General features: G+C 71.6%; 19 protein-coding genes. 14 read left to right on the forward strand and 5 right to left on the reverse strand.

Annotated features, from left to right (window positions below; translation table 11 throughout):
* Nucleotides 1-74 precede the first annotated feature (74 nt).
* Nucleotides 75-854 carry an enoyl-CoA hydratase/isomerase family protein gene (locus tag HNR76_RS02890; RefSeq protein WP_162311177.1) on the reverse strand — a complete coding sequence of 260 codons (780 nt, stop codon included), beginning with the start codon at nt 852-854 and terminating at the stop codon, nt 75-77.
* A gap of 118 nt (nt 855-972) precedes the next feature.
* Between HNR76_RS02890 and HNR76_RS02895 the strand changes: the two genes are divergently transcribed.
* The gene (locus tag HNR76_RS02895; protein ID WP_162311158.1) at nt 973-1878 is read left to right on the forward strand and encodes a universal stress protein; all 906 of its coding nucleotides are present in this window, start codon (nt 973-975) and stop codon (nt 1876-1878) included.
* A gap of 47 nt (nt 1879-1925) precedes the next feature.
* Here HNR76_RS02895 and HNR76_RS02900 read toward each other — a convergent pair whose 3' ends face one another.
* Nucleotides 1926-2348, reverse strand: a complete 423-nt coding sequence (locus tag HNR76_RS02900; RefSeq protein WP_162311159.1) for an acyl-CoA thioesterase — start codon at nt 2346-2348, stop codon at nt 1926-1928.
* Nucleotides 2345-5278 carry an excinuclease ABC subunit UvrA gene (uvrA, locus tag HNR76_RS02905; protein ID WP_162311160.1) on the reverse strand — a complete coding sequence of 978 codons (2934 nt, stop codon included), beginning with the start codon at nt 5276-5278 and terminating at the stop codon, nt 2345-2347. The genes HNR76_RS02900 and uvrA overlap by 4 nt, the downstream gene beginning before the upstream one ends.
* 205 nt (nt 5279-5483) lie before the next feature.
* Here uvrA and rplU point away from each other — a divergent pair, with 205 nt between their 5' ends.
* From rplU to HNR76_RS02935, 6 genes are all read left to right on the forward strand, one after another.
* Nucleotides 5484-5804 carry a 50S ribosomal protein L21 gene (rplU, locus tag HNR76_RS02910; RefSeq protein ID WP_162311395.1) on the forward strand — a complete coding sequence of 107 codons (321 nt, stop codon included), beginning with the start codon at nt 5484-5486 and terminating at the stop codon, nt 5802-5804.
* Between the two features lie 12 nt (nt 5805-5816).
* Nucleotides 5817-6071 carry a 50S ribosomal protein L27 gene (rpmA, locus tag HNR76_RS02915; RefSeq protein WP_162311396.1) on the forward strand — a complete coding sequence of 85 codons (255 nt, stop codon included), beginning with the start codon at nt 5817-5819 and terminating at the stop codon, nt 6069-6071.
* Nucleotides 6072-6312: 241 nt separating this feature from the next.
* Nucleotides 6313-7386 carry a GTPase ObgE gene (gene obgE / locus HNR76_RS02920; protein WP_162311397.1) on the forward strand — a complete coding sequence of 358 codons (1074 nt, stop codon included), beginning with the start codon at nt 6313-6315 and terminating at the stop codon, nt 7384-7386.
* A gap of 92 nt (nt 7387-7478) precedes the next feature.
* Nucleotides 7479-8333: an HpcH/HpaI aldolase/citrate lyase family protein gene (locus tag HNR76_RS02925; protein WP_162311398.1), complete on the forward strand. Its 855-nt coding sequence runs from the start codon at nt 7479-7481 to the stop codon at nt 8331-8333.
* A gap of 12 nt (nt 8334-8345) precedes the next feature.
* On the forward strand, nt 8346-10718 hold the full coding sequence (locus tag HNR76_RS02930; RefSeq protein WP_162311399.1) for a sodium:solute symporter: 2373 nt from the start codon (nt 8346-8348) through the stop codon (nt 10716-10718).
* 44 nt (nt 10719-10762) lie between these two features.
* Nucleotides 10763-11647, forward strand: a complete 885-nt coding sequence (locus HNR76_RS02935; RefSeq protein ID WP_162311400.1) for a LysR family transcriptional regulator — start codon at nt 10763-10765, stop codon at nt 11645-11647.
* Between the two features lie 33 nt (nt 11648-11680).
* Here HNR76_RS02935 and HNR76_RS02940 read toward each other — a convergent pair whose 3' ends face one another.
* Nucleotides 11681-13372, reverse strand: a complete 1692-nt coding sequence (locus HNR76_RS02940) for an alkaline phosphatase (RefSeq protein WP_162311401.1) — start codon at nt 13370-13372, stop codon at nt 11681-11683.
* A gap of 301 nt (nt 13373-13673) precedes the next feature.
* On the opposite strand from HNR76_RS02940, the gene HNR76_RS15545 reads away from it, so the two are divergent.
* The 6 genes from HNR76_RS15545 (at nt 13674) to HNR76_RS02970 (ending at nt 23496) form a co-directional block, all read left to right on the forward strand.
* Nucleotides 13674-15815 (forward strand): TonB-dependent receptor, encoded by a 2142-nt coding sequence (locus tag HNR76_RS15545; protein ID WP_162311402.1) that lies wholly within the window; start codon nt 13674-13676, stop codon nt 15813-15815.
* Between the two features lie 145 nt (nt 15816-15960).
* The gene (locus tag HNR76_RS02950) at nt 15961-17181 is read left to right on the forward strand and encodes a serine hydrolase domain-containing protein (protein WP_162311403.1); all 1221 of its coding nucleotides are present in this window, start codon (nt 15961-15963) and stop codon (nt 17179-17181) included.
* Entirely contained in the window at nt 17178-18140 is a 963-nt protein-coding gene (locus HNR76_RS02955) for a ribokinase (protein WP_162311404.1), read from the forward strand. Before HNR76_RS02950 ends, HNR76_RS02955 begins: the two co-directional genes overlap by 4 nt.
* Nucleotides 18137-20329 (forward strand): formylglycine-generating enzyme family protein, encoded by a 2193-nt coding sequence (locus tag HNR76_RS02960; protein WP_162311405.1) that lies wholly within the window; start codon nt 18137-18139, stop codon nt 20327-20329. Before HNR76_RS02955 ends, HNR76_RS02960 begins: the two co-directional genes overlap by 4 nt.
* A 17-nt stretch (nt 20330-20346) precedes the next feature.
* Nucleotides 20347-22212, forward strand: a complete 1866-nt coding sequence (locus HNR76_RS02965) for a glycoside hydrolase family 127 protein (protein WP_162311406.1) — start codon at nt 20347-20349, stop codon at nt 22210-22212.
* 111 nt (nt 22213-22323) lie between these two features.
* Nucleotides 22324-23496, forward strand: coding sequence for a CaiB/BaiF CoA transferase family protein (locus HNR76_RS02970; RefSeq protein ID WP_162311407.1), 1173 nt, complete (start codon nt 22324-22326; stop codon nt 23494-23496).
* Between the two features lie 143 nt (nt 23497-23639).
* Here the strand turns inward: HNR76_RS02970 and rpsT are convergent, their stop codons facing one another.
* Complete coding sequence (gene rpsT, locus HNR76_RS02975) at nt 23640-23909, reverse strand: 30S ribosomal protein S20 (protein WP_162311408.1); 270 nt, start codon at nt 23907-23909, stop codon at nt 23640-23642.
* Between the two features lie 202 nt (nt 23910-24111).
* Here rpsT and murJ point away from each other — a divergent pair, with 202 nt between their 5' ends.
* On the forward strand, nt 24112-25707 hold the full coding sequence (gene murJ, locus HNR76_RS02980; RefSeq protein ID WP_281383369.1) for a murein biosynthesis integral membrane protein MurJ: 1596 nt from the start codon (nt 24112-24114) through the stop codon (nt 25705-25707).
* Nucleotides 25708-25766: the final 59 nt, after the last annotated feature.

The following is a 25766-nucleotide window of genomic DNA, read 5'->3' on the forward strand; positions in this document are numbered from 1 at the left end:
GTCCTACCGGTTTGCCGTCGCCGACCGCCGCTTCCACAGGCGGCCTGGCTGCCGCCGGGCCGGAAGCCGGCCGCTCAGCCCTTGCCGAGCCTGGCCAGCAGCGCGTGCAGGCCGGCCTGTGTATCCGGCTCGTACCAGCCCTCGACGAAGCGGTCCAGGTGCAGGTGCTCCGGGTCCAGCGCCTGTATCAGGTCGGCGCGGGCCAGGGCGCGGGTCTGCAGCATCGGGGCGCGTGGCAGGCGCAGCAGGTCGTCCAGCCAGGCGACCGCGCGCGCGACCGCCGCATCGCCGTCGGCCAGCTCGTCGACCAGGCCGATCCGCAGCGCCTCCTCGGCCGCGACCATGCGGCCGGCCACCAGCAGCCGCTCGGCACGGTGGCGGCCAATCACGCGGCGCATCAGTTGCTGCGCGCCGTCGGGTACGGCCAGGCCCACCTGGGTCTCGTTCATGCCGATCGCGTAGGGCCGGGCCGGGTCCGGCGAGCGCGCCATCACCCGGTAGTCGCAGCACAGCGACAGCACGCAGCCGCCCGCGGGCGCGTGGCCGGTGATCGCCGCGGCCACCGGCACGCGCAACCCGGCCAGCGCCCGCGCCGCGCCGAAGAACGCACCCCAGGCCGCGCGCAGCGCGTGGCGGTCCTCGCCCAGCGACAGCAGGTGCGGCACGTCCAGCCCGGCGGAGAACACGCCCGGGGTGCCCGACAGCACCACCGCGTCCGCATCGCCGGCCACCGCCGCGTCCAGCGCGGCGATCAGGGCGCGGCACAGCGCCGGATCGAGCGCGTTCACCGGCGGCCGCGCCAGGCGCAGCTCGCGGACGCGGCCGTGGTCGAAGGTCTGCACGTGCGAGGTCATTGCGATCCGGTGCATGCGGGATGTGGCCGTATCATAGGCGCATGCGCGCGTCGCGCACGTTCGGCCCGCGCGACCCGGATCCGCCAGGAGAGACACGATGCAGGGGGAGAGGCTACGCATGAACGCGCAGGCGAGGGGCCTGGCCGCGCCGGAACGCATCCTGCTGGCCACCGACCTGGGGCCGCGCAGCGACCGCGCGCTGGACCGTGCGGTGCAACTGGCCCGCGCCTGGGGCGCACAGATCGTCGCCGCCACCGTGGTCGAGGAGAACGCGAGCGAGGCGCGCGCGATGCTGCTGCGCGACCCGCCCTCCTGGTACCGCGGCGAGGACCCCGTGCGGCAGGCCGAAAGGCGCCTGCTCGACGACGCCTCGGCGCAGGATGTCGAAATCGTGGTGCGGGTGCGGCAGGGCGATCCGGCCGATCGCCTGCTGGAGCTGGCCCGGGCCGAGTGCTGCGGCCTCATCGTCACCGGGGTGGCGCGGCAGGAAGCGCTGGGGCGGATGCTGCTCGGCTCCACCGTGGATCGCCTGGCCAGGCGATCGCCGGTGCCGGTACTGGCGGTGCGCCGCCGGGTGCATGCGGCATACCGGCGCATGGTGGTGGCCAGCGACTGGTCCGATTCCTCCGTCCACGCGATGCGCACGGCCATGGACCTTTTCCCGGAGGCGGCGGCCAGCGTGCTGCACGGGTACGAGGTGCCGATGGCCGGGCTGCTCGACACCGCCCGCGACGAGGCCATCGACCAGGCCGGCGAGCGGGCGCTGGCCGATGGGCGCGCCTTCATCGAGCGCGGCCGCCCGCCCGCCGGCGCGGACAGCGTGGGCCTGGTGGTGGAGCGCGGCGACCCGGCGCTGCTGCTTCCGCTCTACGCCAACCAGTACCCGGTGGACCTGGCGGTGGTCGCCAGCCATGGCCGCAGCGCGCTGTTCGACATCCTGCTCGGCAGCGTGGCCCAGCGCCTGCTGGAGGCCTCGCCGGTGGATACGCTGGTGGTGCGCGACCCGCGCGCGCGCGCCGGCTGACGCATGCCCGGGCCTTCTGCCGGGACCGCCCGTAGGAACCGGCGGGGTTACGCGGACGCCGCGCGGATGGCGTCCGGCAGCGGCGCGCTGCGGCCGGTGCGGGTGTCGATCCACACCACCACCACGTTCCCGTCCGAATACAGCACGCCCCCGTCCTTCTGGTCGACGATGCGATGGCCGATGGTCACGCTGCTGTTGCCCAGGCGCTCGACGAACAGTTCCACGACGATGTCGTTGGGCCACACGATCGGCGCGCGGTAGTTGACGTGGGTCGCGGCCACCACCGGAGCGACCGCGTCGGTCATCGACGCGCCGGGCACGCCCAGCATCCAGCGCACGCGCGCCTCCTCCAGGTAGGAGACGTACTTGGCGTTGTTGACGTGGCCCATCGCGTCCATGTCGCGCCAGCGCACGCTCATCGGGACGCGGGCCAGCAGCTTCGGCGCGCCGGCGGCCGGGACCTGGCTCATCCGCTGGCCTTCTTCGCTTTCTTGGCCGTCTTCGCGGCGTTCTTGCGCGGCGGCAGCACGTCCGGCCTGGCGGTGGCCGCCGGCTTGCTGCCCTTGGACGCCTGCGACGCCGGCAGCAGCCTGGCCAGGAAGCGCCCGGTGTAGGAGGCCGGGTTGGCCGCGATCTCCTCCGGGGTGCCGGCGGCGATGACCTGGCCGCCGCGGTGGCCGCCCTCCGGGCCCAGGTCCACGACCCAGTCGGCGGTCTTGATCACGTCCAGGTTGTGCTCGATCACCACCACCGTGTTGCCCTCGTCGCGCAGCCGGTGCAGCACGCCGAGCAGGTGCTCGATGTCGTGGAAGTGCAGGCCGGTGGTCGGCTCGTCCAGGATGTAGAGGGTGCGGCCGGTGTCGCGCCGCGACAGTTCCTTGGACAGCTTGACCCGCTGCGCCTCGCCGCCGGACAGGGTGGTCGCGCTCTGGCCCAGCTTGATGTAACTCAGGCCCACGTCCACCAGCGTCTCCAGCTTGCGCGCGATGGAGGGCACCGGCTCGAACAGGCGCAGCGCGTCCTCGACGGTCATCTCCAGCACGTCGTGGATGCTGTGGCCCTTGTACAGGATGTCCAGGGTCTCGCGGTTGTAGCGCTTGCCGCGGCACACGTCGCAGGGCACGTACACGTCCGGCAGGAAGTGCATCTCCACCTTGATCAGGCCGTCGCCCTGGCACGCCTCGCAGCGGCCGCCACGCACGTTGAAGCTGAAGCGGCCCGGCGAGTAGCCGCGCGCGCGCGCTTCCGGCACCTGCGCGAACAGCTCGCGCAACGGGGTGAACAGCCCGGTGTAGGTGGCCGGGTTGGAGCGCGGCGTGCGCCCGATCGGCGACTGGTCGATGTCCACGACCTTGTCGAACAGGTCCAGGCCCTCGACCTCGCGATACGGCGCCGGGGTGTGCGAGGCGCCGTTGATCTCGTTGGCGGCCAGCGCGTGGAGGGTGTCGTTGACCAGGGTGGACTTGCCCGAGCCCGATACCCCGGTGACGCAGGTCAGCAGCCCGGAGGCGATGTCCAGGTCCACGTCCTTGAGGTTGTTGCCCGATGCGCCGCGCAGGTGCAGGGTCATCTTGGGGTTGGGCTTGTGGCGCAACCTGGGCACCTCGATCCGGCGCTTGCCGGACAGGTACTGGCCGGTCAGCGAGCGCGGCGCCTGGAGGATGTCGTCCAGCGAGCCCTCGCCGACCACCTCGCCGCCGTGCACGCCGGCGCCGGGGCCGATGTCGAGGATGTAGTCGGCGGCGCGGATCGCGTCCTCGTCGTGCTCGACCACGATCACCGTATTGCCCAGGTCGCGCAGGCGCACCAGGGTGCCGAGCAGGCGCTCGTTGTCGCGCTGGTGCAGGCCGATGGACGGCTCGTCGAGCACGTACATCACCCCCACCAGGCCGGCGCCGATCTGGCTGGCCAGGCGGATGCGCTGGGCCTCGCCGCCGGAGAGGGTGTCGGCCTTGCGTTCCAGGGTGAGGTAGTCCAGGCCCACGTCGACCAGGAACCCCAGCCGCTCGTTGATCTCCTTGACGATCTTGGCCGCGATCTCGCCGCGCCAGCCGGCCAGCTTCAGCGCGCTGAAGAAGGCCAGCGCCTCGTCCACCGGCAGCACCACCAGGTCGGGCAGCGGCCGGTCGGCGACGAACACGTTGCGCGCGGCGCGGTTCAGGCGCGCGCCGCCGCAGTCCGGGCACGGGCGCTGGCTGATGTACTTGGAAAGCTCCTCGCGCACCGCCGGCGACTCGGTGTCGCGGTAGCGGCGCTCGAGGTTGTTGATGATGCCCTCGAAGCGGTGCTTGCGCTGGGTGCGGCCGCCGGCCTCGGTGAGGTAGGTGAAGGCGATCGCCTCCTCGCCGCTGCCGTACAGCACCGCTTCGCGCACCGCCTCGGGCAGGCCCTGCCACGGCGCGTCCACGTCGAAGCGGTAGTGCCGCGCCAGCGAGTTGATCAACTGGAAGTAGTACGCGTTGCGCCGGTCCCAGCCGCGCACCGCGCCCGCGGCCAGCGACAGCGCCGGGTGGGCGACGACGCGCGCCGGGTCGAAGAACTCGGCCACGCCCAGGCCGTCGCAGGACGGGCAGGCGCCCATCGGTGCGTTGAACGAGAACAGGCGCGGCTCCAGCTCGGGCAGCGAGTAGTCGCACACCGGGCAGGAGTACTTGGACGAGAACAGTTGCGGCGGCGCGGCCGGGTCGTCCAGCGACATCACCATGGCCATGCCGTCGCCCAGCTTGAGCGCGGTCTCGAACGACTCGGCCAGGCGCTGCTTGATGTCCTCGCGCGGGCGGAAGCGGTCGATCACCGCCTCGATGGTGTGCTTCTGGCGCAGGGCCAGGGCCGGCACCGCATCGACCTCGTGCAGCTCGCCGTTCACCCGCACCCGCACGAAGCCCTGCGCGCGCAGTTGCTCGAACACCTGCACGTGCTCGCCCTTGCGCTCGCGCACCACCGGCGCCAGCAGCATCCAGCGCTGCTCGCTGTCCAGGGCCAGCACCTGGTCCACCATCTGGCCCACGGTCTGCGCCTCCAGCGGGTAGCCGTGGTCCGGGCAGCGCGGGATGCCCACCCGCGCGTAGAGCAGGCGCAGGTAGTCGTAGATCTCGGTGATGGTGCCCACGGTCGAGCGCGGGTTGTGCGAGGTGGACTTCTGCTCGATCGAGATGGCCGGCGACAGGCCCTCGATGTGGTCCACGTCGGGCTTTTCCATCACGCTGAGGAACTGCCGGGCATAGGCCGACAGCGACTCCACGTAGCGGCGCTGGCCCTCGGCGTAGATGGTGTCGAAGGCCAGCGAGGACTTGCCCGACCCGGACAGGCCGGTGATCACGATCAGCCGGTTGCGGGGAAGCTCGATGTCGAGGTTCTTGAGGTTGTGCGTCCGCGCGCCGCGGATCTTGATGCTGTCCATCAGTTGGGGGGTCTGCGGAAGCCAATGGACCAGACTAGCGACTGGCCGATCCGGGGGCAAACCGTCCGTTGGGCGGGGCGGCGGGGCCCGCCTCTCGGAGGGGGGGGGCGGATTGACCCTGGATGCCCCGGTGCCCTAGAATTCCGCTTCTGTCCGCCCCGAGGGCTGGCAGGCGACCACAATAACAACAGAGGAATGCCTGGTCATGTACGCAGTTCTGGTAACCGGCGGTAAGCAATACCGCGTGGCGCAGGGCGAATCGCTCCGCGTCGAGAAGCTCGAGGCCGAGGCCGGCAGCGAGATCAAGTTCGACAACGTCCTGCTGCTGGGCGACAGCGACGGGATCAAGATCGGCGACGCCCTCAAGGGCGCCAGCGTCACCGCCAAGGTCGTCGGCCACGGCCGCGCCGACAAGATCCGGATCATCAAGTTCCGCCGCCGCAAGCACCACATGAAGCGGCAGGGCCACCGCCAGTACTACACCGAAATCGAGATCACCGGCATTGCCGGTGGCGACAGCAAGTAAGGAGAAGCAGTCATGGCACATAAGAAGGCTGGTGGTTCGACCCGCAACGGCCGCGACTCCAACCCGAAGTACCTGGGCGTGAAGCTGTTCGGCGGCCAGGCCGTCGAGGCCGGCAACATCATCGTCCGCCAGCGCGGCACCCAGTTCCACCCGGGCGCCGGCGTGGGCCTGGGCCGCGACCACACCCTGTTCGCGCTGGTCGACGGCAAGGTCGAGTTCTCGACCAAGGGCGCCGCCAAGCGCCGCACGGTCAGCGTCGTCGCCTGAGCCCGCCCGGCGCGATGCCGCGTACCGCGCGGGCAACCGCCGCGGTCCCGAACGAAAAACCCCGCTTCGGCGGGGTTTTTCGTCGGCGCGGCGAAAAACGGCATGGCCCGCGCGCCGCGCAGGACGCGGCCGCCGGTTCCCGCCTGCGGCTAGACTGGGCGTCCGCCGGCCTGCCGCGCCCTGCCTTTCGCGCGGCGCCGTGCATGCCGTCGTTTCCATTCCTTATTCCCAGCGCCAGCCCATGAAACTCGTAGACGAAGCTGAAATCGAAGTGACCGCCGGCAACGGCGGCAACGGCTGCGTCGGTTTCCGCCGCGAGAAGTTCATCCCGCTGGGTGGGCCGGACGGCGGCGACGGCGGCAGCGGCGGCAGCGTGTGGCTGCTGGCCGACGAGAACCTCAACACCCTGGTCGATTTCCGCCACGAGCGCCGCTTCCGCGCCCAGCGCGGCGAGAACGGCATGGGCCGGCAGATGTACGGCAAGGGCGGCGAGGACCGGGTGGTCACCGTGCCGGTCGGCACCGTGGTCACCAACGTCGACACCGACGAGGTGATCGGCGACCTCACCCGCCATGGCGACCGCCTGCTGGTGGCCCGCGGCGGCAAGGGCGGGCTGGGCAACATGCACTTCAAGAGTTCGGTCAACCGCGCCCCGCGCCAGGCCACCCCGGGCGAGCCGGGCGAGCAGCGCACGCTGCGCCTGGAGCTGAAGCTGCTGGCCGATGTGGGCCTGCTCGGCTTTCCCAACGCCGGCAAGAGCACCTTCATCCGCGCGGTGTCGGCGGCCACGCCCAAGGTGGCCGACTACCCGTTCACCACGCTGTATCCCAACCTGGGCGTGGTCAGCGTCGAGGCGCACCGCAGCTTCGTCGTCGCCGACATCCCCGGCCTGATCGAGGGCGCGGCCGACGGCGCGGGCCTGGGCGCGCAGTTCCTGCGCCACCTGCAGCGCACCCGGCTGCTGCTGCACCTGGTCGACCTGGCGCCGGCCCTGGGCGTGTACGACGAGGAAGAGGCCGCGGGCATGTCGCCGGCCGAGCAGGTGCGCGCCATCGAGCGCGAGCTGGGCCGGCACGATCCCGAATTGCTGGCCAAGCCGCGCTGGCTGGTGCTGAACAAGGCCGACCTGATGCCCGAGGACGAGGCGGCCGAGCGTGCGGCCCAGGTGGTGGCCGAGCTGGGCTGGGAACAGCCGTGGTTCCTGGTCTCGGCGCTGGGCCGCGAAGGTACCTGGCCGATCATGCTCGAAACGATGGCGTTCCTGGACCGCCAGCGCGCGGCCGCGGCGGAGGATGCCGGCCCCGATGCGCCCTGAGCAAAGAAAGTTTTGGGTTTGAAGATAGCCGCCGCATGCTTCGCGGCCCGGGAATGGCTCCACACTCCGGCTCCGTATAGAGGACCGGATCCGTGCGCAGCAAGCTATTCGTCCCGGGTTCCCGCGGGGAACTCTTCGCCAAGGCGTTCGCGGGTGACGCGGACGCGGTTTCCTTCGACCTGGAGGACTCGGTGCCCGGGTCCGGCAAGGCCGCCGCGCGCGAGCGCGTGGCCGGATTCCTGAAGGGGCTCGACCCGGGAACCAAGATGCTGGTCGTGCGCACCAACGCGGTCGACAGCGCGCACTTCGACGAGGACTTCCGCGCCCTGGCGCTGCCGTGCGTGGACCTGCTGAACCTGCCCAAGACCGAGGACCCGGAGGCCCTGCACGGTGTCGGCGAGCGCCTGGACGCGCTGGAGCGCGAGCACGGCCGGCGCATGCCCGGCCTGCTGGTGAACATCGAGACGCCGCGCGGCCTGCGCCGGGCGCCCTCGCTGGCCGCCGCCCATCCGCGCGTGCGCGGCCTGCAGTTGGGGCTGGGCGACCTGTTCGAGTCGCAGGGGATCGACCGCGACGACCACGCGGCGGTCCATGCCGTGCAACTGGCGGTGCGCATGGCCGCCGGCGAGGCCGACGTGTTCGCCTGGGATGGCGCCCACCCGGACCTGGAACGGCCCGAACGCTTCCTGGCCGAGGCGCGCATCGCGCAGCGGCTGGGCTACTGCGGCAAGAGCTGCGTGCACCCGCGCCAGGTCGGGTGGGCGCACGAGGTGTTTTCCCTGCCGCCCATGGACGTGGAACTGGCGCGGCGGATCGTGGCGGCGGCCGAGGAGGCCCAGGCCCAGGGACGGGGCGCCTTCGTCGTGGACGGCCGCATGGTCGACCTTCCGTATCTGCAACACGCGCGCCGGGCACTGGTCTGGTCCGCGGAAAAGGCCAATGCCTGAGGAAACGTGCCAATGACCAAGTCGATGAGCCGATCGAGCGCCGGCTGGCTGCTCCTGCTGCTGGCGGCCTTGATGGCGCCGCCGGTGCAGGCCGAGGACCTGGTGTCGGTGGAGTCCACGCGGCTGCCGGATTGGGACGCACGGCGCCCGGTCGATGCCGGCCTGGCCATCGGTGGCCAGCCGGTCGTGGTCAGCGGGACGAGCGCCTGGGAACTCAAGGACGGGCAGTGGCAGGACGCCGGCTGGCGCGTGCCGGACGGGCTGCGCATCGCTTCGGTCGCCACCGGCGAAGTGCCGTACCTGGTGCTGGAGGACGGTGCCGGCCGGGCCCTGCAACTGGCGAAGATGGTCCGTACCCAGCGTGGACTCTCGCACGAGCCGTTGCCTGCCTTGCCGCAGCCGCTTTCGCAGGTGCGCGCGGCGGGATTCGGCAACACGGTGACCGTCGCGGGCCTGGACGCGGAAGGCGCGCCGGGGCTGTGGCAATACGATGGGCGCGCGTGGCGCCGGCTGGGCGCGTGGTCGCCCGCCGCCGCGCCGCAGCGCCTGATGGTGCAGGGCGGCGGCACCTGGCTGGCGGTCGCCGGCGAGGGGGGCGACCACCTGCTGCACCGGGATGCGGATGGTGCGTGGACCGACCGGGGCGCGTTGCCCGAGGGCACGGATGCGGCCACGGGACGCACGCTGGGCCAGGCCCACCTGTTGTTCCTGGTGCGCGGCGCCGGCGGGACCGCGGCGCTGGCGCGCTACCATGTCATCACCGATTCCTGGGCCAGCCTGGACGCCCCCGTGCCGGCATCGGCGCGCGTGGTCGCGCCGGCGGCCGGCGGGATGTACTGGCTGGACCCGGCCAGCGGCCAGTTCGCCCAGGTCGGCCTCGGTTCCGGCCAGCACCTGCTGCGGACCACGGACTGGGTGGTGATCGTGCTGTACCTGGCGGCCATGCTCGGCATGGGCGCGTACTTCTACTTCCAGGGCCAGAACGCCAGTACCTCCGACTTCTTCGTCGGCGGGCGCAGCATCCCGTTCTGGGCGGCCGGCATCAGCCTGTACGCCACCAACACCAGTTCGATCAGCTACATCGCCATCCCGGCCAAGGCGTTCGAGACCAACTGGCAGTACCTCACCAACAACCTCATGGCGGTGCTGGGCCTGGTGTTCGTCGCGATCTGGATCGTGCCGCTGCTGCGGCGGCTGGACCTGATGTCGGTCTTCACCTACCTGGAGACCCGCTTCCACCCGGCCATCCGCATGCTGGCCAGCCTGCTGTGCATCGTCATGCAGATCGGCAGCCGGCTGAGCGTGATCCTGTTCCTGCCGTCGCTGGCCATCGCCACCATCACCGGCCTGGACGTGGTCTGGAGCATCCTGCTGATGGGCGTGTTCACCATCGTCTACACCACCATCGGCGGCATGCGCGCGGTGGTGTGGACCGATGTGGTGCAGGTGATCGTGATGTTCGGCGGGGCGGCCTTCGCCATCGGCTACATGCTCATGCACATGGACGGCGGCGCCTCCGGGTTCGTCGCCGAGGCCCTGGCCCAGGACAAGACCAAGATCTTCGACTTCAGCTTCGACCTGACCAAGGCCACGGTGTGGGGCTTCATCTTCCTGGTGCTGTTCGACGTGGTCCTCACCTTCCCCAAGGACCAGGTACTGATGCAGCGGGTGCTGGCGACCCGCAACTCGCGGGACGCGGGGCGCTCGGTATGGATGTTCGCGGCGATCATGATCCCGGGCGGCTTCGTGTTCTACGGCATCGGCGCGGCGCTGTGGGGCTACTACCGCTCGCACCCCGAGCGCCTGGACCCGAGCCTTCCGATCGACGCCACCTTCCCGCTGTTCATCGCCGCCGAGCTGCCGGCGGGCGTCACCGGGCTGATCATCGCCGGCATCTTCGCCGCGGCGATGTCGACCATGTCCTCGATCATCAACAGCGTGTCGACCCTGATCTCGGTGGATTTCTACGAGCGGATCGCGGCCCGGCCCTCGCAGGAGACCTCGGTGCGCATCGCCGAATGGAGCGGCGTGCTGGTGGGCGCGGCCGGCATCGCCATCGCGCTGGTGATGAGCCGCTACGACATCCACTCGCTGTTCGACGTGTCCATCGAGCTGGCCGGGCTGCTGGGCGGCGGTTTCGCCGGCGCCTATACGCTGGGCATGTTCACCCGCCGGGCGAACGCCAAGGGAGTGGCCATCGGCGTGGTGGGCAGCATCGTCATCACCCTGGGCTGCTGGCTGATGGACCTGGTGCACCCGTATTTCTACCTGGCCATCTCCATCATGCTGTGCATCGTGATCGGCTACCTGGCCAGCCTGCTGTTCCCAGCGCCGCAAACGCAGGCGCTGGACGGCCTGACCATCCACCACCCGCGACAAGGCTGAACGGGCGTTTTTCCGGCGCCGGCGCCGGCCCGTATGATGGACCCGTGGAGACTTCGTTCCTGCAGACGCTGGTGCTGGTGGCCGAGCACGGCTCCATGGCCGCGGCTGCGCGCAAGCTGAACATCACGGCGGCGGCCGTGGCCCAGCAGATCCGCGCGCTGGAGCGCGAGATGGGCACGCCGCTGGTAACCCGCGCCGGCCGCACCGTGGGCCTGACCGAGGCCGGCGCGCGCATGCTGGAACCCACCCGGCAGTTGCTGCGCGACGTGGCCGACCTGCGCAGCTTCGCCAACGACGGCACCCTGTCCGGCGAGCTGCGCCTGGGCGCCTGTCCCACCGTGCTGGCCGGCCTGGTCCCGGACGTGCTGTCGCGGATGGTGGCCGACTTCCCGCAGATCAACGTCTTCATCAAGCCCAGCTACTCGGCCGAGCTGTACGCCGACGTCGAGCGCGGGGTACTGGATGCGGCCATCGTGCTGCAGGCGCCCTACGACCTGCCCAAGACCTGCCGCTTCGAGGTGTTGCGCGAGGAGCCGCTGGTGGTGCTGGTGCCGGAGCGGTTCGCCGGCCGCGACGCGCACGAGGTGCTGCGCGAGGAGCCGCTGATCCGCTACGACCGCCACCAGTGGGGCGGCCGTCTCGCCGACGACTACCTGCGCCGGGTCGGCATCGCCCCGCGCGAGCGCTTCGAGCTCAACGCACTGAACGCGATCGCGGTGATGGTCGATCGCGGGCTGGGGGTGTCGCTGGTGCCGGACTGGGCGCCGCCCTGGCCGGAAGGCATCCGGGTGGCGCGCCTGCCGCTGCCCGAACCGTGCGAGCCGCGGCGCATCGGCCTGGTCTGGTCGCCGGGCGGGGTGCGCGCGCGCGCGGTGACCGCGCTGCGCGAGGAATGCCTGCGCGCCTGCGAAGCGCAGCGCGCGGGTTGATCCCGCCCCCGGCGGGGCGGGGCCATCGAGGCTTCAGCGGAAGTCGGCCGGGTCCGGCAGGCGCACGGGGGTGCCGTCGGCGTCGCAGGTGCCCGCCGCGCACAGGCGCTCGCGCAGGCGCGGGGCGGACTGGACGATCACGTGGTAGAGCACGTTCTGCTCCATGGTGCCGCGGAACGCCTCGCTGCCCGGGCCGACCGCCCACACGCCCACGTCCTCGCCGCCATGGGTCTCGTCGCGCATCGGCACCAGCGCTTCCTGCAGGTAGTCCGGGTGGGCGGTGTCCACGCCGCGCAGGTCCGGCCGGCCGGTGCCGGCCTGGTAGGCGCGCGGCTTGTGCGGCAAGTGCTTGGGGCCGGCGGGCTGCTGTTCGCTGGCACCGGTGTAGCCGGCGCCGTTGGCGTAGCTCAGCGTGGTGTAGGGCAGGCCCAGGCCGTCCAGCATCTCCCCGTCGCTCCGCCCATCGTCGGACAGGCGTCCGCGCACCGTGCCCAGGATCGGGTTGCCGCGACCGGGATAGCCGGCGAAGCTCATCGTGTGCGAGTGGTCGGCCGTGACCACGATCAGGGTGTCCTCGCGCGAGGTCGCCTCCAGCGCCGCCTCGACCGCGCGCGACATGGCGATGGTCTCGTCCAGGGCGCGGAAGGCGTTTCCGGCGTGGTGGGCGTGGTCGATGCGCGCGCTCTCCACCATCAGCACGAACCCGTCGTTCCCGCCGGACAGCTTCTCGATCGCGAAGCGGGTCATCTCCGCCAGGTCGGGCGTTTCCGGATCGTCGCCGGTGCGGTCGTGGTGGTAGGGCATGTGCTCGAAGGCGAACAGCCCCAGCACCGCGCTCGCGCCGGCGGCCTGGCGCATCTGCGCCGCGTTCCATGCCAGTGCGCCGCCCGGATGGGCGGCCAGCCATTCGGCGGTCAGGTCGCGGCCGTCGCGGCGCAGGCCGGTGAGCGAGGCGTCCTGCGGGTCGGCCGCCGTCGTCGGCAGGAAGCGGCCGCGGCCGCCGCCCAGCGCGACCGACGGCCCGCGCCCGGGCGCGAAGTCCAGCAACTGCCGGGCGATGTCGCGGCAGCCCGCCTCGATGGCCGCGGCGGGCATGTTGCGGTCGCTTTCCCATTCGCGGTTGGGAACGTGGGCATAGGTGGCGGCCGGGGTGGCGTGGGTGAGACGGGCGGTGGTCACGATGCCGGTGGCCATGCCGGCGCTGGAGCCCAGGCGCAGCCACGACAGCACGTGGCGCGCGTGGCTGCCGGCGCAGTCGTCCACGTGCCCGGCCGAGACGCCGATTGCGCCCATGTGCGTCTTCACGCCGGTGGCGATGGCGGTCATGGTGCCGGCCGAGTCCGGCGTCTGGTGGTCGGTGTTGTAGGTCTTGCTCAGCGCGGTGTGCGGGAAGCGCTCCCAGGCCAGCAGGTTCTCCTCGCCGTTCTCGCCGCGTCGCTGGCCTTCCATGATCCGCGCCGCGGCCACGGTGGCCAGGCTCATGCCGTCGCCCAGGAACAGGATCACGTTGCGCGCGCGGGCCTTGCCCGCACCATTGGCGTGGGCGTGAAGGGCGCCGTTGCGGTACCACCAGGCCGCGCTCTCGCGGACCGGAGGCGCATCGTCGACGGCCGTGTCGACGGCCGTGGCGGCGCGCGGTCGCACGGGTGCGTGCGCGGAGGCGGCGCAGCCGCACAGGAGGGTGGTTGCCAACAGCGGGAAAATCCAGGTGCGGGAGAGTTTCATCGGCTCGATGCGTGCGGAGTGAGCGGCGATCCTACAAAAGATGCGGGACGACGGAAGGCGTTCGAGGCCGGCGCGGAAGCGGCACGGGAGTCGCCGGATTACAGGCGGATGCGCGGAAAGGCATGTGCCACATGAGATTGCTGCAAAGCAACACGAATTAAGTTGTTTGAAAGGCAAAAAAATCTTTCGATTGAACATAGCTGCGCGTCCTGCGTTCGTCGCTCACGCACACCTAACATGCGCTCCGTTGCGGAAGGTCGCTGTGGCGTTCCGCACTTAGCCAACCAACGGAGCTCAGGTAATGCTCAAGCCGTTAAGCCTCGCCATCGCCGGTGTGCTCGCCACCGCCTTCATCCAGCCCGCCCATGCCGACGAGGCCGAAGCCGCGCCGGAAGGCGAAAGCGTGCGCACCGCCTCGCCGACCACGCTGGACAACGTGATCGTCACCGGCACGCGCATGCCGCGCGCCGCCGACCGCATCCCCGGCGCGGTGAGCGTGATCACCAAGCAGGAGATCTCCAACTCCCTGAGCCTGACCGAGGACGCGACCGCGGTGCTGTCGCGCATGATCCCCGGCTATTCCGAGTCCACCCAGGCGCTCACCAACTCGGGCGAGACGCTGCGCGGACGCATCGCGCTGCGCCTGTTCGACGGCGTGCCGCAGACCTCGCCACTGCGCGAGACCAACCGTGCCGGCAGCTTCACCGACCTGGGCATCATCGAGCGCATCGAAGTCATCAACGGCCCGTCGGCGGCCGAGGGCATCGGCGCGGCGGGCGGCATCATCAACTACATTTCCAAGCGCCCGGTGCACGGCACCGAAGCCACGCTCAGCACGCGCTGGAGCACCCAGGGCTACGGCGACAGCGACGGCTGGAAGGTCGGCCTGACCGTGGGCCACGGCCAGGACGAGTACGACGTGCTGGTGTCGGCCTCCTTCGTCGAGCGCGGCATGGCCTACGACGGCAACGGCCGCGCCATCGGCATGCGCGGTTCGGGCACGATCAGCGACTCCGACGCCAAGAACCTGTTCCTGAAGTACGGCATGAACTTCGGCGAGAACGACATGCAGCGCATTCAGGCCACGATCAGCAAGTTCAACCTGGTCGGCAAGGGCAACTACACCGGCGTGGACGGCGACCGCGCCAACAACCGCACCAACACCGCCGTGCGCGGCACCCCGCTGGGCGCCAAGACCGAGTTCAACGACTTCGACCAGATCCAGTTGCAGTACCGGCACGACGACCTGTTCGGCGGCAGCCTGCTGGTGGACGCCTACCGCGCCGACCAGGCCATGCGCTACCCGGCGGAGAACGGCAGCGACAAGCAGGACCCGGACATCGCGCCGCTGGGCACCCTGATCGACCAGTCCGAGGTCAACTCCGCCAAGCGCGGCCTGCGCGCCTCCTATGCGCGCACGGACGCGTTCGGCATCTCCGGCCTGGAAGTGCGCGGCGGCGTGGACCGCGTCGAGGACGTCACCGACCAGCGCCTGGCGCTGACCCAGCGCGTGTGGGTGCCGCCGATGGAGTACACCAGCACCGCGCCCTACATGCAGGTGTCCTACGACCTGGACAAGCTGACCCTGAGCGCAGGCGTGCGCCGCGAGCGCGGCGAGCTGTCGGTCGACGACTACACCACCACCTGGTTCAACAACCGCGTGTTCGTGAAGGGCGGTTCGCTGGACTACCGGGCCACGCTGCCCAACGTCGGCATGGTCTGGCGCTTCACCGACCAGTGGTCGGCCTACGCGTCGTACGCCGAAGGCTTCAGCCTGCCCAACGTCGGCATCCCGCTGCGCAACATCAACAAGCCCGGCTACACCGTCGCGGGCATCCTCGACCTGGAAGCGATCATCGTCGAGAACAAGGAAGTGGGCGCCAACTTCCGCGGCGACCGCGTGACCGCGGGCGTTTCGGTGTACCGCAGCTTCTCCGAGTTCGGCGTGTCGCTGAGCACCGATCCGGTCACCGGCGACTTCGTGATGAACCGCGGCCCGGTCGAGGTCGACGGCGTCGAGCTGCTCGGAAGCTTCGCCCTCAGCGACACGCTGAGCGCCACCGCGATGTACTCGCGCATCCTGGGCAGGACCTGGTGGACGACCGGCGGCCCGCTGACCAAGCAGATGGGCGCCAGCGACATCGGCCCGGACAAGCTGGGCATGAACGTGCAGTGGCGCTTCGTGCCCAACGCCGAGTTCGTGCTGGCCTCGACCACCTACCGCGGGCGCACGCTGAACACCGGCGAGCACACCTCAGGCCGGACCCTGCTGGACCTGACGATGGGCTACGACACCGGCCGCTTCGGCAAGCTGAGCCTGGGCGTGGAGAATCTGCTGGACAAGCAGTACATCCTGTTCGGTTCCGAGTCCAGCACCAGCAACAGGGACTGGATGGCCGGCCGCGGCCGCATGTACTCGCTGAGCCACACGGTCACGTTCTGACCGCGCCGCGGGCGCGGTGCCGGTTCCCCGGTGCCGCGCCCGCACCGACCGACCGCCACGGCGGTCGGCCGCCCTCTCCCCTGCGGCGGGTGCCGCACCGTCTTCCCCCTTCCTTGGACGGTGCGGCGCCTGCCCTTTCATGGCCATGTCGCTACGTCGCTCGCGTGCCTTCCTCTTCATCGTGCTGTGGCTTGGATGCGCCATGGGCGGCCATGCCGCCGCCGCGCAGGCCGGGGCCGGCGCATGGCTGCACAGGCACGTTCTGGAACAGGGCCATCCGGGCGCGCACTTGGTCGTGGCCACGGCCGATGCGGCGCCGGTGGACCTGGCCGTCGGCAGCGCCGACACCGAGCGCAGGCATCCGCTGCGCGGCGACGCCATCTACCGCATCTACTCGATGACCAAGCCGGTGGTCTCCGCGGCCGTGCTGCGCCTGATCGGCGAAGGCCACGGCGGGCTGGACGACGCGGTGGCCCTGCACTTGCCCGAACTGGCCGCGCTGCGGGTCCTGGACCGGGACGGCCTGCGCGCGCCGCGCCGCCCGCCGACCCTGCGCCACCTGCTCACCCATACCGCCGGCTTCCCGGTGGTGCCGGGACAGGCCTTGCTCCGGCGCGAGGCGGTGCGGCTGGAGGACAGCGATTCGCTGGCGACCTACGTCGCGCGTGCGGCCCGGGTGCCGCTGGCGCACGATCCGGGCACCGTCTTCGCCTACGACGGCATGGCCACCGAGATCCTGGGGCGTCTGGTCGAGGTCTGGAGCGGCCAACCCCTGGGGCGTTACCTGGATGCGACGTTCTTCGAACCCCTGGGCATGGCCGACACCGGTTTCGTCGTGCCCGAGGCCGGGCGCGGGCGCGTGGTCGAACTGACCTGCCTGCGCGACGGCGCGCTCGTGCGTGCCGACCAGGCGCACGCTCGCGACCCAGGCATTGGCCTGCGGCCGTACGCGTCCGCCGCCGGGGGGCTGTATTCCACCGCGCACGATTACCTCGCGTTCGCGCGGATGCTGCTGGCCGGCGGTCGCCATGGCGACCGCCAGTACCTGCCGCGTCCATTGGCCGAGGCCATGTTCCGGGACCAGTTGGCGGCGATGGGCCTGGACCGGCCGCACGTGGATGCCGGCGCGGGACGCGGATTCGGTCTGGGCGTATCGGTATTGCTGGACCCCCCCGCCATGGGAAGGCTGGGGGCGCCGGGGCAGGTCGGCTGGAGTGGCGCGGCCTCGACGTATTTCGTGATCGATCCGGTGCGCGGGCGCATCGGCCTGCTGCTGCTCCAGCACCTGCCGTGCGGTGGGCGGGAGCGGCTGCCCTCGGTCGCGCTGCCGTTCTACAACTTCGTGCAAGAGGTGGAGTTCCCATGAGCCAGGCTTCCTCTCCGACGGTGCTGGTCGCCGGCTCGGCCAATCTCGATTTCGTGGTGCGCGCGCCGCGCATTCCCGCCCCGGGCGAGACCGTGCTGGGCGGCGGCTTCCGTACCTATCCGGGCGGCAAGGGCGCCAACCAGGCCGTTGCCTGCGCACGCGCGGGCGGCGTGCGCACGCGCATGCTGGTGGCGATGGGGCAGGACGCGCACGCCGTGCCGCTGCTCGGCTCGCTGCAGGCGGCGGGCGTGGAAACCGAGCTGCTGAAGCGCGATGGCGCCGCCACCGGCGTGGCCTTCGTCTGCCTCTCGGAAGATGGCGAGAACGCCATCACCGTCGCGCCCGGCGCCAACATGACCCTGTCCGCCGCCGACCTGCCGTCGCTGGACGGCGTGGCCTGCCTGCTGCTGCAACTGGAGTCGCCGCTCGAGGCGGTGACGGCCTGGGCGCGCCGTGCGCGCGCCGCCGGCGTGAAGGTGGTGCTCAATGCGGCACCGGCCTGCAGGCTGCCGGAGGAACTGCTGGACGCGGTCGACGTGCTGGTGGTCAACGAGGGCGAGCTGGCGGCCGTGGCCGGCATCGCCGATCCCGGCCGTGCGCTCGCCGCGCTGGCGGTGCCCATGGTGGTGGTGACCCTGGGGGGCGCCGGCGCGGTCGCGCGCCGCCGCGACGGGCGGCGATGGATGCAACCGGCCTACGATGTGGTCCCGGTGGACACCACCGGGGCGGGCGATACTTTCTGCGGCGCCCTGTGCGCGGCGCTGGCGCGCGGCGCGGACGCGGGCGACGCCATGCGCGAGGCCGCCGCCGCCGCCGCGCTGGCCTGCACCCGCGCCGGTGCGCAGACCGGCGTGCCGGCGCGCGCCGAGGTGCTGGCGCTGGTCGCCGCGGGCCGGCTGCGCGACGGCGCGGCGCTGCATGCGCGTTTTCCCTCTCCCCCAACAGGTAGCCCGACATGACTTCCTCCCCCTACCGGTTCCACGATCCCGGCCACGCCGGGCACGACCACGGCCCGCAGCCGGTGGGCACCGAGTACAAGTTCTCCCACGTCACCACCGGGCGCTATTTCCCCACCCCGGGCAAGTGGCCGGCGTGGCCGTTCTCCGACATCGGCGGGTGGATGGTCGATGCCCAGGCCAGCTCGGCGGACTGGCTGCAGGAGCTGAAGGACTGGCGCCGCGAGCACCTGGTCAGGATCGGCTACACCGACCACAACTACCGGCGCCCGGAGCTGCAGTGGGCGCAGCGCAACTTCGTCCACGCGCAGATGATGGTCGAGGACCGCTACTTCTACGACCCGGTCCGGGGCGAGTACACGGTGGACCGCTACCTGGACGACCTGGTCGCGCGCTACGGCGGCATCGACAGCGTGCTGATCTGGTACGTGTATCCCAACATCGGCGTGGACGACCGCAACCAGTTCGACCTGGCCGGCGACATGCCCGGCGGCCTGGAGGGCCTGCGCCGCGCGGTGGATGCCTTCCACGCGCGCGGGGTGAAGGTGTTCCTGCCGGCCAAGCCCTGGGACCACGGCACCCGCGACCCGGGCTGCACCCATTGGGACGGACTGGCGGAGGTCATCGAGAAGGTCGGCGCGGACGGCATCAACGGCGACACCTTCAACGGCGTGCCGCACGCGTTCTTCGACGCCTGCCTGGAGCGCGGGCGGCCGGTGGTGCTGCAGCCGGAGTCCACCATCAGCGCCGAGGAACAACTGATCTGGAACGTGCAGAGCTGGGGCAAGAAGGCCCCGGACGGCCCGGTGCCGCCGGTCTCCAAGTGGAAGTGGCTCGAGCCCCGGCACATGGTCAACTACGAGAACCGCTGGGGCCGCGACCGCACCCACGACCTGCAGTACTGCTTCCTCAACGGCATCGGCTACAACGCCTGGGAGAACATCTGGGGCATCTGGAACGGCTTCACCGCGCGCGACGGCGAGGTCCTGCGCCGCATCGCCACGATCTACCGTCAGTTCCCGGACCTGGTGGTGAGCATGGACTGGGAGCCGTACCAGCCCTGCCTGCAGAAGGGCGCGTTCGCCAGCCGCTTCCCGGGGCGCGGCATCGGCCTGTGGACCCTGGCCAACCGCAACGAGTACGCGCTGGACGGCGAGCAGCTCGCGCTGGTGCATGCGCCGGGACGCCGCTACTACGACGCCTGGCACGGCACGCCTTTGCAGCCGCGCATCGAGGGAGAGCGTGCGGTGCTGTCGTTCGCCCTCGAGCGGCGCGGCCTCGGCGCGGTGCTGGCGGTGGACGTGGGCGTCCAGGCGCCGGGCCTCGATGCCTTCCTCGACACCGTGCGCCGCCAGGCCGGCGTGCCGCTGTCCGCGCACTCGGCGACGTGGAAGCCGCTGCCGCAGTCGATGGTGGAGGTCGCGCCGACGCCGCCGTCGGCGCAGCCGCCGCAAGGCATGGTCGCGATCCCGGCAGGCGAGTTCGATTTCGCCGTCGGCGGCATCGAGATCGAGGGCTTCACCTGGGCGGGCGTGGACGTGCAGTTCCCGTGGGAGGACTGCCCGCGCCGCCACCATCGCCGGCGCATGTCCCTGCCCGCGTTCCACATCGACCGCCACCCGGTGACCAACGCGGGGTTCAAGGCGTTCCTGGACGCCACCGGCTACCGGCCCGGCGACGGCCGCAACTTCCTCCTGCACTGGGAGCAGGGGCGTCCGCGCCCGGGCTGGGAGAACAAGCCGGTGACCTGGGTCTCGCTGGAGGATGCGCGCGCCTACGCGGCCTGGGCGGGCAAGCGCCTGCCGCGAAGTTGGGAGTGGCAGTACGCGGCGCAGGGCAGCGACGGGCGCGCCTATCCCTGGGGCGACGCCTGGGACGAGGCGCGCGTGCCGCGCACCAACCGCGGCCGGCGCCTGGCCGCACCCGACGACGTCGACGCGCATCCGGACGGGGCCAGCCCGTTCGGCGTGATGGACCTGGTCGGCAACGTCTGGCAATGGACCGACGAGTTCGTCGACGAGCACACCCGCGCGGCGATCCTGCGCGGCGGGTCGAGCTACCAGCCGCAGACCTCGCACTGGTACTTCCCGCAGGCCTACCGCCTCGACCAGCACGGCAAGTACCTGCTGATGGCGCCGTGCAAGGACCGCTCCGGCACGATCGGCTTCCGCTGCGTGGTGGATGCGGCATGAGCGGCCTGCAGCCCCGCATGACGCCGCTTCCGCCCCCGGCGCTGCGCCTGGACGGCCTGCTGGGCGAGGCGATGGAGGCCAACCGCCGCGGGCGCCTGTCGACTTTCGTCACCGGCCCCGGCAGCCCGGCCATCGCCATCTTCGATCCGGCGCGCCGCGCGGGCAACGAGGGCGGCGACTGGTACGGCGAGCATGCCGGGAAGTGGCTGGTGGCCGCCTCGCGCGCGGCGCAGCGCAGCGGCGACGAGGCGCTGCGCGGCCATGTGGCCGCGGTGGCCGACCACCTGGCCGCGTGCCAGGAGCCGGACGGCTACCTGGGCAACTACCCGCCGCACCGCCGCTTCGACGTACCGCAGCCGCCGCGTCCGGAAAGCTGGAACGGCGAGCCGGCCCTGCGCACCTGGGACGTGTGGACGCACAGCTACCTGGTCCTGGGACTGGTGGAGGCCTGGAGGCTGACCGGCGACGCCGGCCACCTGCGCGCCGCCGCCCGCATCGGCGACCTGTGCCACGACACCTTCGTGGTGCGCGGGCTGGACATCACCACGGTGGGCAACCACCACGGCATGTCGGCCACGGTGCTGCTGGACCCGGCCGTGGAGCTGTACCGGGCGACGGCGGCGCCGCGCTACCTCGAACTGGCCGAGACGATCCTGGCCCAGGCCGACGCCCATCCCCGACTGGCGCTGCTGCGGCAGGCGCTGGACGGCGCCGACGCCTCGGAGATCGCCACCGGCAAGGCGTACCAGTTGTGCTGGAACCTGGTCGGGCTGGCCAAGCTGCATCGCGCGACGGGCCGCGCCGAACTGGGCGAGGCGGTCGACCGCCTCTGGCGCAACATCCGCGACCACCACCTCAGCCTGGGCGGCGGCCCGTTCGGCGGCATCGGCCACCGCTCGCGCGAGGTCTTCAATCCCGCGTTCGTCTTCGACCCCGGCGCCTACATCGAGACCTGCTCGGTGCTGGCCTGGATGCAGCTCAACCGCGAGCTGCTGCTGCTCACCGGGCAGGCCCGCTATGCCGAGGAACTGGAGCGCAGCGCCTACAACGACCTGCTCGGCGCCGCCGCGCCCAATGGCGAGGACTGGTGCTACTACAGCTTCGCCAACGGCCGCCGCATCCACACCAAGTACTGGCGCTGCTGCAAGTCCAGCGGCGCGATGGCGCTGGAGGAACTGCAGGCGGTCGCATGGACGCGGCGGGGCACCGACGGCGTATCGCTGAACCTGCTCGCGCCCGGGCGGGCGGAGTTCGAGCTGGGCGGGACGCCGGTGGCGTTCCAGGTCCGGACCGGCTATCCGCACGCGGGCACGCTGGCCGTCGCGGTGGCGCCTGCGCAGGCCTGCGAATTCGAATGGCAGTGCCGCCTGCCGGCCTGGGCCGGCGCAGCGGTGCTGCGGGTCAACGGCGAGGTCGCGCCCGTTTCCGCGGCGGACGGCTGGCTGCGGCTGCGCCGGCGCTGGCAGCCGGGCGACCGGATCGAGATCGAACTGTCGATGTCGCCGCGGCTGGAGCGGCGCACCTATCGCAACGTGCAGGAGTCCCTCGCGCCGGACGGATCGCCGGTGCGCCAGCAGGTGCTGCTGCGCGAGTACGTGGCCCTGGCGCGCGGGCCGCTGGCCTATGCCACCGGGCTGATCGACGGCTATCGCACCGGCGAGACCGTGCTGCCGCCCGAATGCGGCGAGGCGTGGGTGGCCGCGCTGCCCGCGGACCCGGACGGCAGCGTGCCGCTGGAGCTTCGCCCGGCGCGGCGCGCGCCCATCGTGTTCCGGCCGTACTACGGCATCGACGGGCGCACCGACGGCGCATGGCGGATCACCTGGCTGGAGCACGCGCCCGCCGCCGACCACCGCGGCGGGAACGACTGTGGCGACATGTGAGGCCACAGGCAAGTGCAGCCCGGCTATTGAAGATAGCGCCGCCGGGTTGGTCGCGAGCCTTCCCCCCTACACACTGACTGCGAGCACGGATTGCATGGAGACGACGAGCAGATGAGCGCACGATCCCCCTTCGATTTCCCCAGGCAGGGCCCCGCCGGGCCGCTGACCGGGGTCAGGGTGCTGGACCTGAGTGCCTACATCGCCGGCCCGTACGGCTGCTCGCTGCTGGCCGACCAGGGCGCGAGCGTGCTCAAGGTCGAACCGCCGGCCGGCGACAACCTGCGCCGCTATCCCTCCACCCTGGAGGCGGAGAGCCGGGCCTTCCTCGGCGTCAACCGCAGCAAGCGCGGCGTGGTGCTGGACCTCAAGGCCGATGGCGACCACGCGCGCCTGCTGCGCCTGGTGCGCGAGGCCGACGTGCTGGTGCACAACTTCCGACCCGGCGTGCCCGAGCGCCTGCGCATCGACCATCCGACGCTGCAGGCGATCAACCCGCGCCTGGTCTACTGCGCGGTGACCGGCTACGGCGAGACCGGGCCGCTGAAGGACAAGGCCGGCTACGACCAGGTCCTGCAGACCATGACCGGCATGTGCGTGGAGCAGGGCGACCGTCGCGGCGCGCCGGAGGTCCTCTACGGCTCGGTCGTGGACTACTACGCGGCGGCGCTGGTGGCCGCGGGCGTGTCGTCGGCCCTGTACGAGCGCGAGCGCAGCGGCGAAGGCCAGTACGTGGGCGTGTCCCTGCTGCGCGCGGCGCTGGCGATGCAGTCGGCGCGGCTGGTCTGGGCCGAGGGCGAGCCGGCCAACGTGCGCCGCGACATGCGCTCCGGCGGCATCACCGGCCTGCATCCCACCCGCGAGGGCTGGCTGTACCTGTCGGCCAACACGCCGCACTTCTGGCAGGCGCTGTGCGAGCTGGTCGGATTGCCGGCACTGGCCGAGGACCCGCGCTACGACAGCGTGCGCAAGCGCGCCGAGCACACCGACGAACTCGTCCCGCGGCTGCACCAGGCCCTGTCCGCGCGCACCGCGCTGGAATGGGAGGCCGTGTTCGGGGAACGCGTGCCCTGCGCGGCCGCGCGCCGGGTCGAGGAGATGTTCGACCATCCGCAGGTGGCGGCCGAGGGCATCGTCGAGACGATCCCGCATCCGCTGCTGTCCAGCTACCGCGGCGTGGCCCACCCGATCCGGTTCGGGCGCACCCCGGGCCCGGCGCCGTTCGCCGCGCCGATGCTGGGCGAGCACAACGGCCTGCTTCCCGGCGAGGACGGCGCGGTCGCCTGACCTCGGCCCGTCCGTCCCGCCGCTGGGCCGCCTCGCCCAGGGCGGGCGGAACGCGGACACGGAAAAGGCCCGGAGACGATCCGGGCCTTTCGTTTGCTTGCCGTTTCGTCAGCGCGCGCGGCCGGGCCGCGCGGCGCGAGGAATCAGGCGGCGGCCAGCGCCTTGATGCGCGCGCTCAGGCGGCTCTTGTGGCGGGCGGCCTTGTTCTTGTGGATCAGGCCGCGGGAGCTGAGGCGGTCGAGCAGCGGCTGGGCCGACTTGAAGGCTTCCTGCGCGGTCGCCGCATCGTTGGCATCGAGCGCTTTGATAACCTTCTTGACGGCGGTGCGAAGCATCGAGCGCTGGCTGTTGTTGCGCTGGTTGCGCACGACGGTCTGCTTGGCGCGCTTCTTGGCGGACTTGATGTTGGCCACGGTGGAAATCCTGGAAACTGGGATGGAATTTTACGGCACGCAGCCCGGCAGATGCCGGGCGCGGGCAACGGAAGAAGGAAATTATGGTGTATTCAGGGACTTGCGTCAACCGAGCCGGTGCCCGGCGGAGCCTGGCGTGAGCCGACCCAGCGACGGGGCCGGCCGGGCCGGGGAGGCCCGGCCACCGGCGCGGCAATCCGGGCTGCTGCGCTCGACCGCCGTGTTCAGCGCGATGACCCTGTTGTCGCGGGTATCGGGCCTGGTCCGCGACCAGGTCTACGCCCACGTCTTCGGCGCCGGCGCGGCGATGGACGCCTTCTTCGTCGCCTTCCGCCTGCCCAACTTCATGCGCCGGCTCTCGGCCGAGGGCTCGTTCTCCATGGCCTTCGTGCCGGTGCTGGCCGAGTACCGGCAGACCCGCGACCACGCCGAGGTCAAGGAGCTGGTCGACCGGGTGGCCGGCACCCTGGCCGCGGCGCTGCTGGTGGTGACCGCGGCGGTGCTGCTGCTGGCGCCGTGGATCGCCCGCCTGGTCGCCCCCGAGTTCGCCCCCGAGCAGCAGCGTCTGCTGGCCGACCTGCTGCGCATCACCTTCCCGTACGCGCTGTTCATCTCCCTGGCCTCGCTGGCCGGCGGCATCCTCAACACCTGGCGCCGCTTCGCGATACCGGCGCTGTCCCCGGTGCTGCTGAACCTGTCGATGATCGCCGCCGCGCTGGGGCTGGCGCCGCTGATGGGCGGCTCGGTGCTGGCCCTGGGCTGGGGCGTGCTTGCCGCCGGCATGCTGCAACTGGCGTTCCAGTTGCCCTGGCTGGCCCGGCTGGGGCTGCTGCCGCGGCCGCGCTGGGGCGCCGCGCACGCCGGCGTGCGCCGGATCATGACGCTGATGGTGCCGACCCTGTTCGGTTCGTCGGTGGTCCAGTTCAACCTGCTGTTCAACACCTGGGTGGCCGCGTTCCTGGCCGGGGGCAGCGTGAGCTGGCTGTACTACAGCGACCGATTGCTGGAATTCCCGCTGGGCATGTTCGGCGTGGCGATCGGTACGGTCATCCTGCCGCACCTGTCCTCGCGGCACGCGGCGACCGACCCGGAAGGGTTCTCGCGCGGGCTCGACTGGGGCTTCCGCCTGTGCGTGCTGATCGGGGTGCCAGCGGCGCTGGGCCTGGTCGTGTGCGCGCAGCCGCTCATCGCCACGCTGTTCCAGTACGGCCGGTTCGACGCACTGGATGCGCGCATGAGCGCCTGGAGCCTGATGGCGCAGTCCATCGCGGTGCCGGCCTTCCTGCTGGTGAAGGTGCTGGCCCCGGCCTTCTATTCGCGGCAGGACACGCGCACGCCGGTACGCGCGGCGGTGGCGGCGGTGCTGGTCAACGCGGCCTGTACCGCGGTGCTGCTGGGGCTGCTGCTGTATGCCACCGATGCCGGGCGCGCGGCGCTGGATGCGGCCGGAGGCCGTATCGGCCAGGCGCTGGCCTCCCTGCAGGGGGCGCACGCGCTATTGGCCCTGGCCATCGCGATTGCCGGCTGGACCAATGCCCTGCAACTGGCCTGGCTGCTGCGCCGGGCCGGGGTCTACCGGCGCTCGCCGGGCTGGGGGCGTCTGCTGGTCCAGGTGGCGGTCGGGGCGGCCGGGCTGCTGGCGGTGGTGCTGTGGCTGCGCGGTCTGTGGCCGGACTGGGACCACTGGGCCTGGTGGGAGCGGGGGTGGAGGCTCATGGCGCTGGTCGGCGGCGGCGCGGTGGCGTACGCGGGGTTGCTGCTCCTGCTGGGCCTGCGGCCGCGCCATCTGCGCGCTTGAGCCGCCCCGGCGCTTGGCGGCGGCTATACTTCGGGGTTCGGCCCCGGGCCGGCGCCGTC

The organism is Pseudoxanthomonas broegbernensis (assembly GCF_014202435.1).
Lineage (GTDB): Bacteria > Pseudomonadota > Gammaproteobacteria > Xanthomonadales > Xanthomonadaceae > Pseudoxanthomonas > Pseudoxanthomonas broegbernensis.

What these genes read in the sequence shown, in the direction of transcription:
- uvrA (WP_162311160.1), bottom strand. Translation starts at nt 5,278, where the DNA reads ATGGACAGCATCAAGATCCGCGGCGCGCGGACGCACAACCTCAAGAAC.
- HNR76_RS02900 (WP_162311159.1), bottom strand. Translation starts at nt 2,348, where the DNA reads ATGAGCCAGGTCCCGGCCGCCGGCGCGCCGAAGCTGCTGGCCCGCGTC.
- HNR76_RS02965 (WP_162311406.1), top strand. Translation starts at nt 20,347, where the DNA reads ATGACGCCGCTTCCGCCCCCGGCGCTGCGCCTGGACGGCCTGCTGGGC.
- HNR76_RS02895 (WP_162311158.1), top strand. Translation starts at nt 973, where the DNA reads ATGAACGCGCAGGCGAGGGGCCTGGCCGCGCCGGAACGCATCCTGCTG.
- HNR76_RS02950 (WP_162311403.1), top strand. Translation starts at nt 15,961, where the DNA reads ATGTCGCTACGTCGCTCGCGTGCCTTCCTCTTCATCGTGCTGTGGCTT.
- HNR76_RS02955 (WP_162311404.1), top strand. Translation starts at nt 17,178, where the DNA reads ATGAGCCAGGCTTCCTCTCCGACGGTGCTGGTCGCCGGCTCGGCCAAT.
- HNR76_RS02940 (WP_162311401.1), bottom strand. Translation starts at nt 13,372, where the DNA reads ATGAAACTCTCCCGCACCTGGATTTTCCCGCTGTTGGCAACCACCCTC.
- rpmA (WP_162311396.1), top strand. Translation starts at nt 5,817, where the DNA reads ATGGCACATAAGAAGGCTGGTGGTTCGACCCGCAACGGCCGCGACTCC.
- HNR76_RS02930 (WP_162311399.1), top strand. Translation starts at nt 8,346, where the DNA reads ATGACCAAGTCGATGAGCCGATCGAGCGCCGGCTGGCTGCTCCTGCTG.
- rplU (WP_162311395.1), top strand. Translation starts at nt 5,484, where the DNA reads ATGTACGCAGTTCTGGTAACCGGCGGTAAGCAATACCGCGTGGCGCAG.
- HNR76_RS02970 (WP_162311407.1), top strand. Translation starts at nt 22,324, where the DNA reads ATGAGCGCACGATCCCCCTTCGATTTCCCCAGGCAGGGCCCCGCCGGG.
- HNR76_RS02960 (WP_162311405.1), top strand. Translation starts at nt 18,137, where the DNA reads ATGACTTCCTCCCCCTACCGGTTCCACGATCCCGGCCACGCCGGGCAC.
- obgE (WP_162311397.1), top strand. Translation starts at nt 6,313, where the DNA reads ATGAAACTCGTAGACGAAGCTGAAATCGAAGTGACCGCCGGCAACGGC.
- HNR76_RS02890 (WP_162311177.1), bottom strand. Translation starts at nt 854, where the DNA reads ATGACCTCGCACGTGCAGACCTTCGACCACGGCCGCGTCCGCGAGCTG.
- HNR76_RS15545 (WP_162311402.1), top strand. Translation starts at nt 13,674, where the DNA reads ATGCTCAAGCCGTTAAGCCTCGCCATCGCCGGTGTGCTCGCCACCGCC.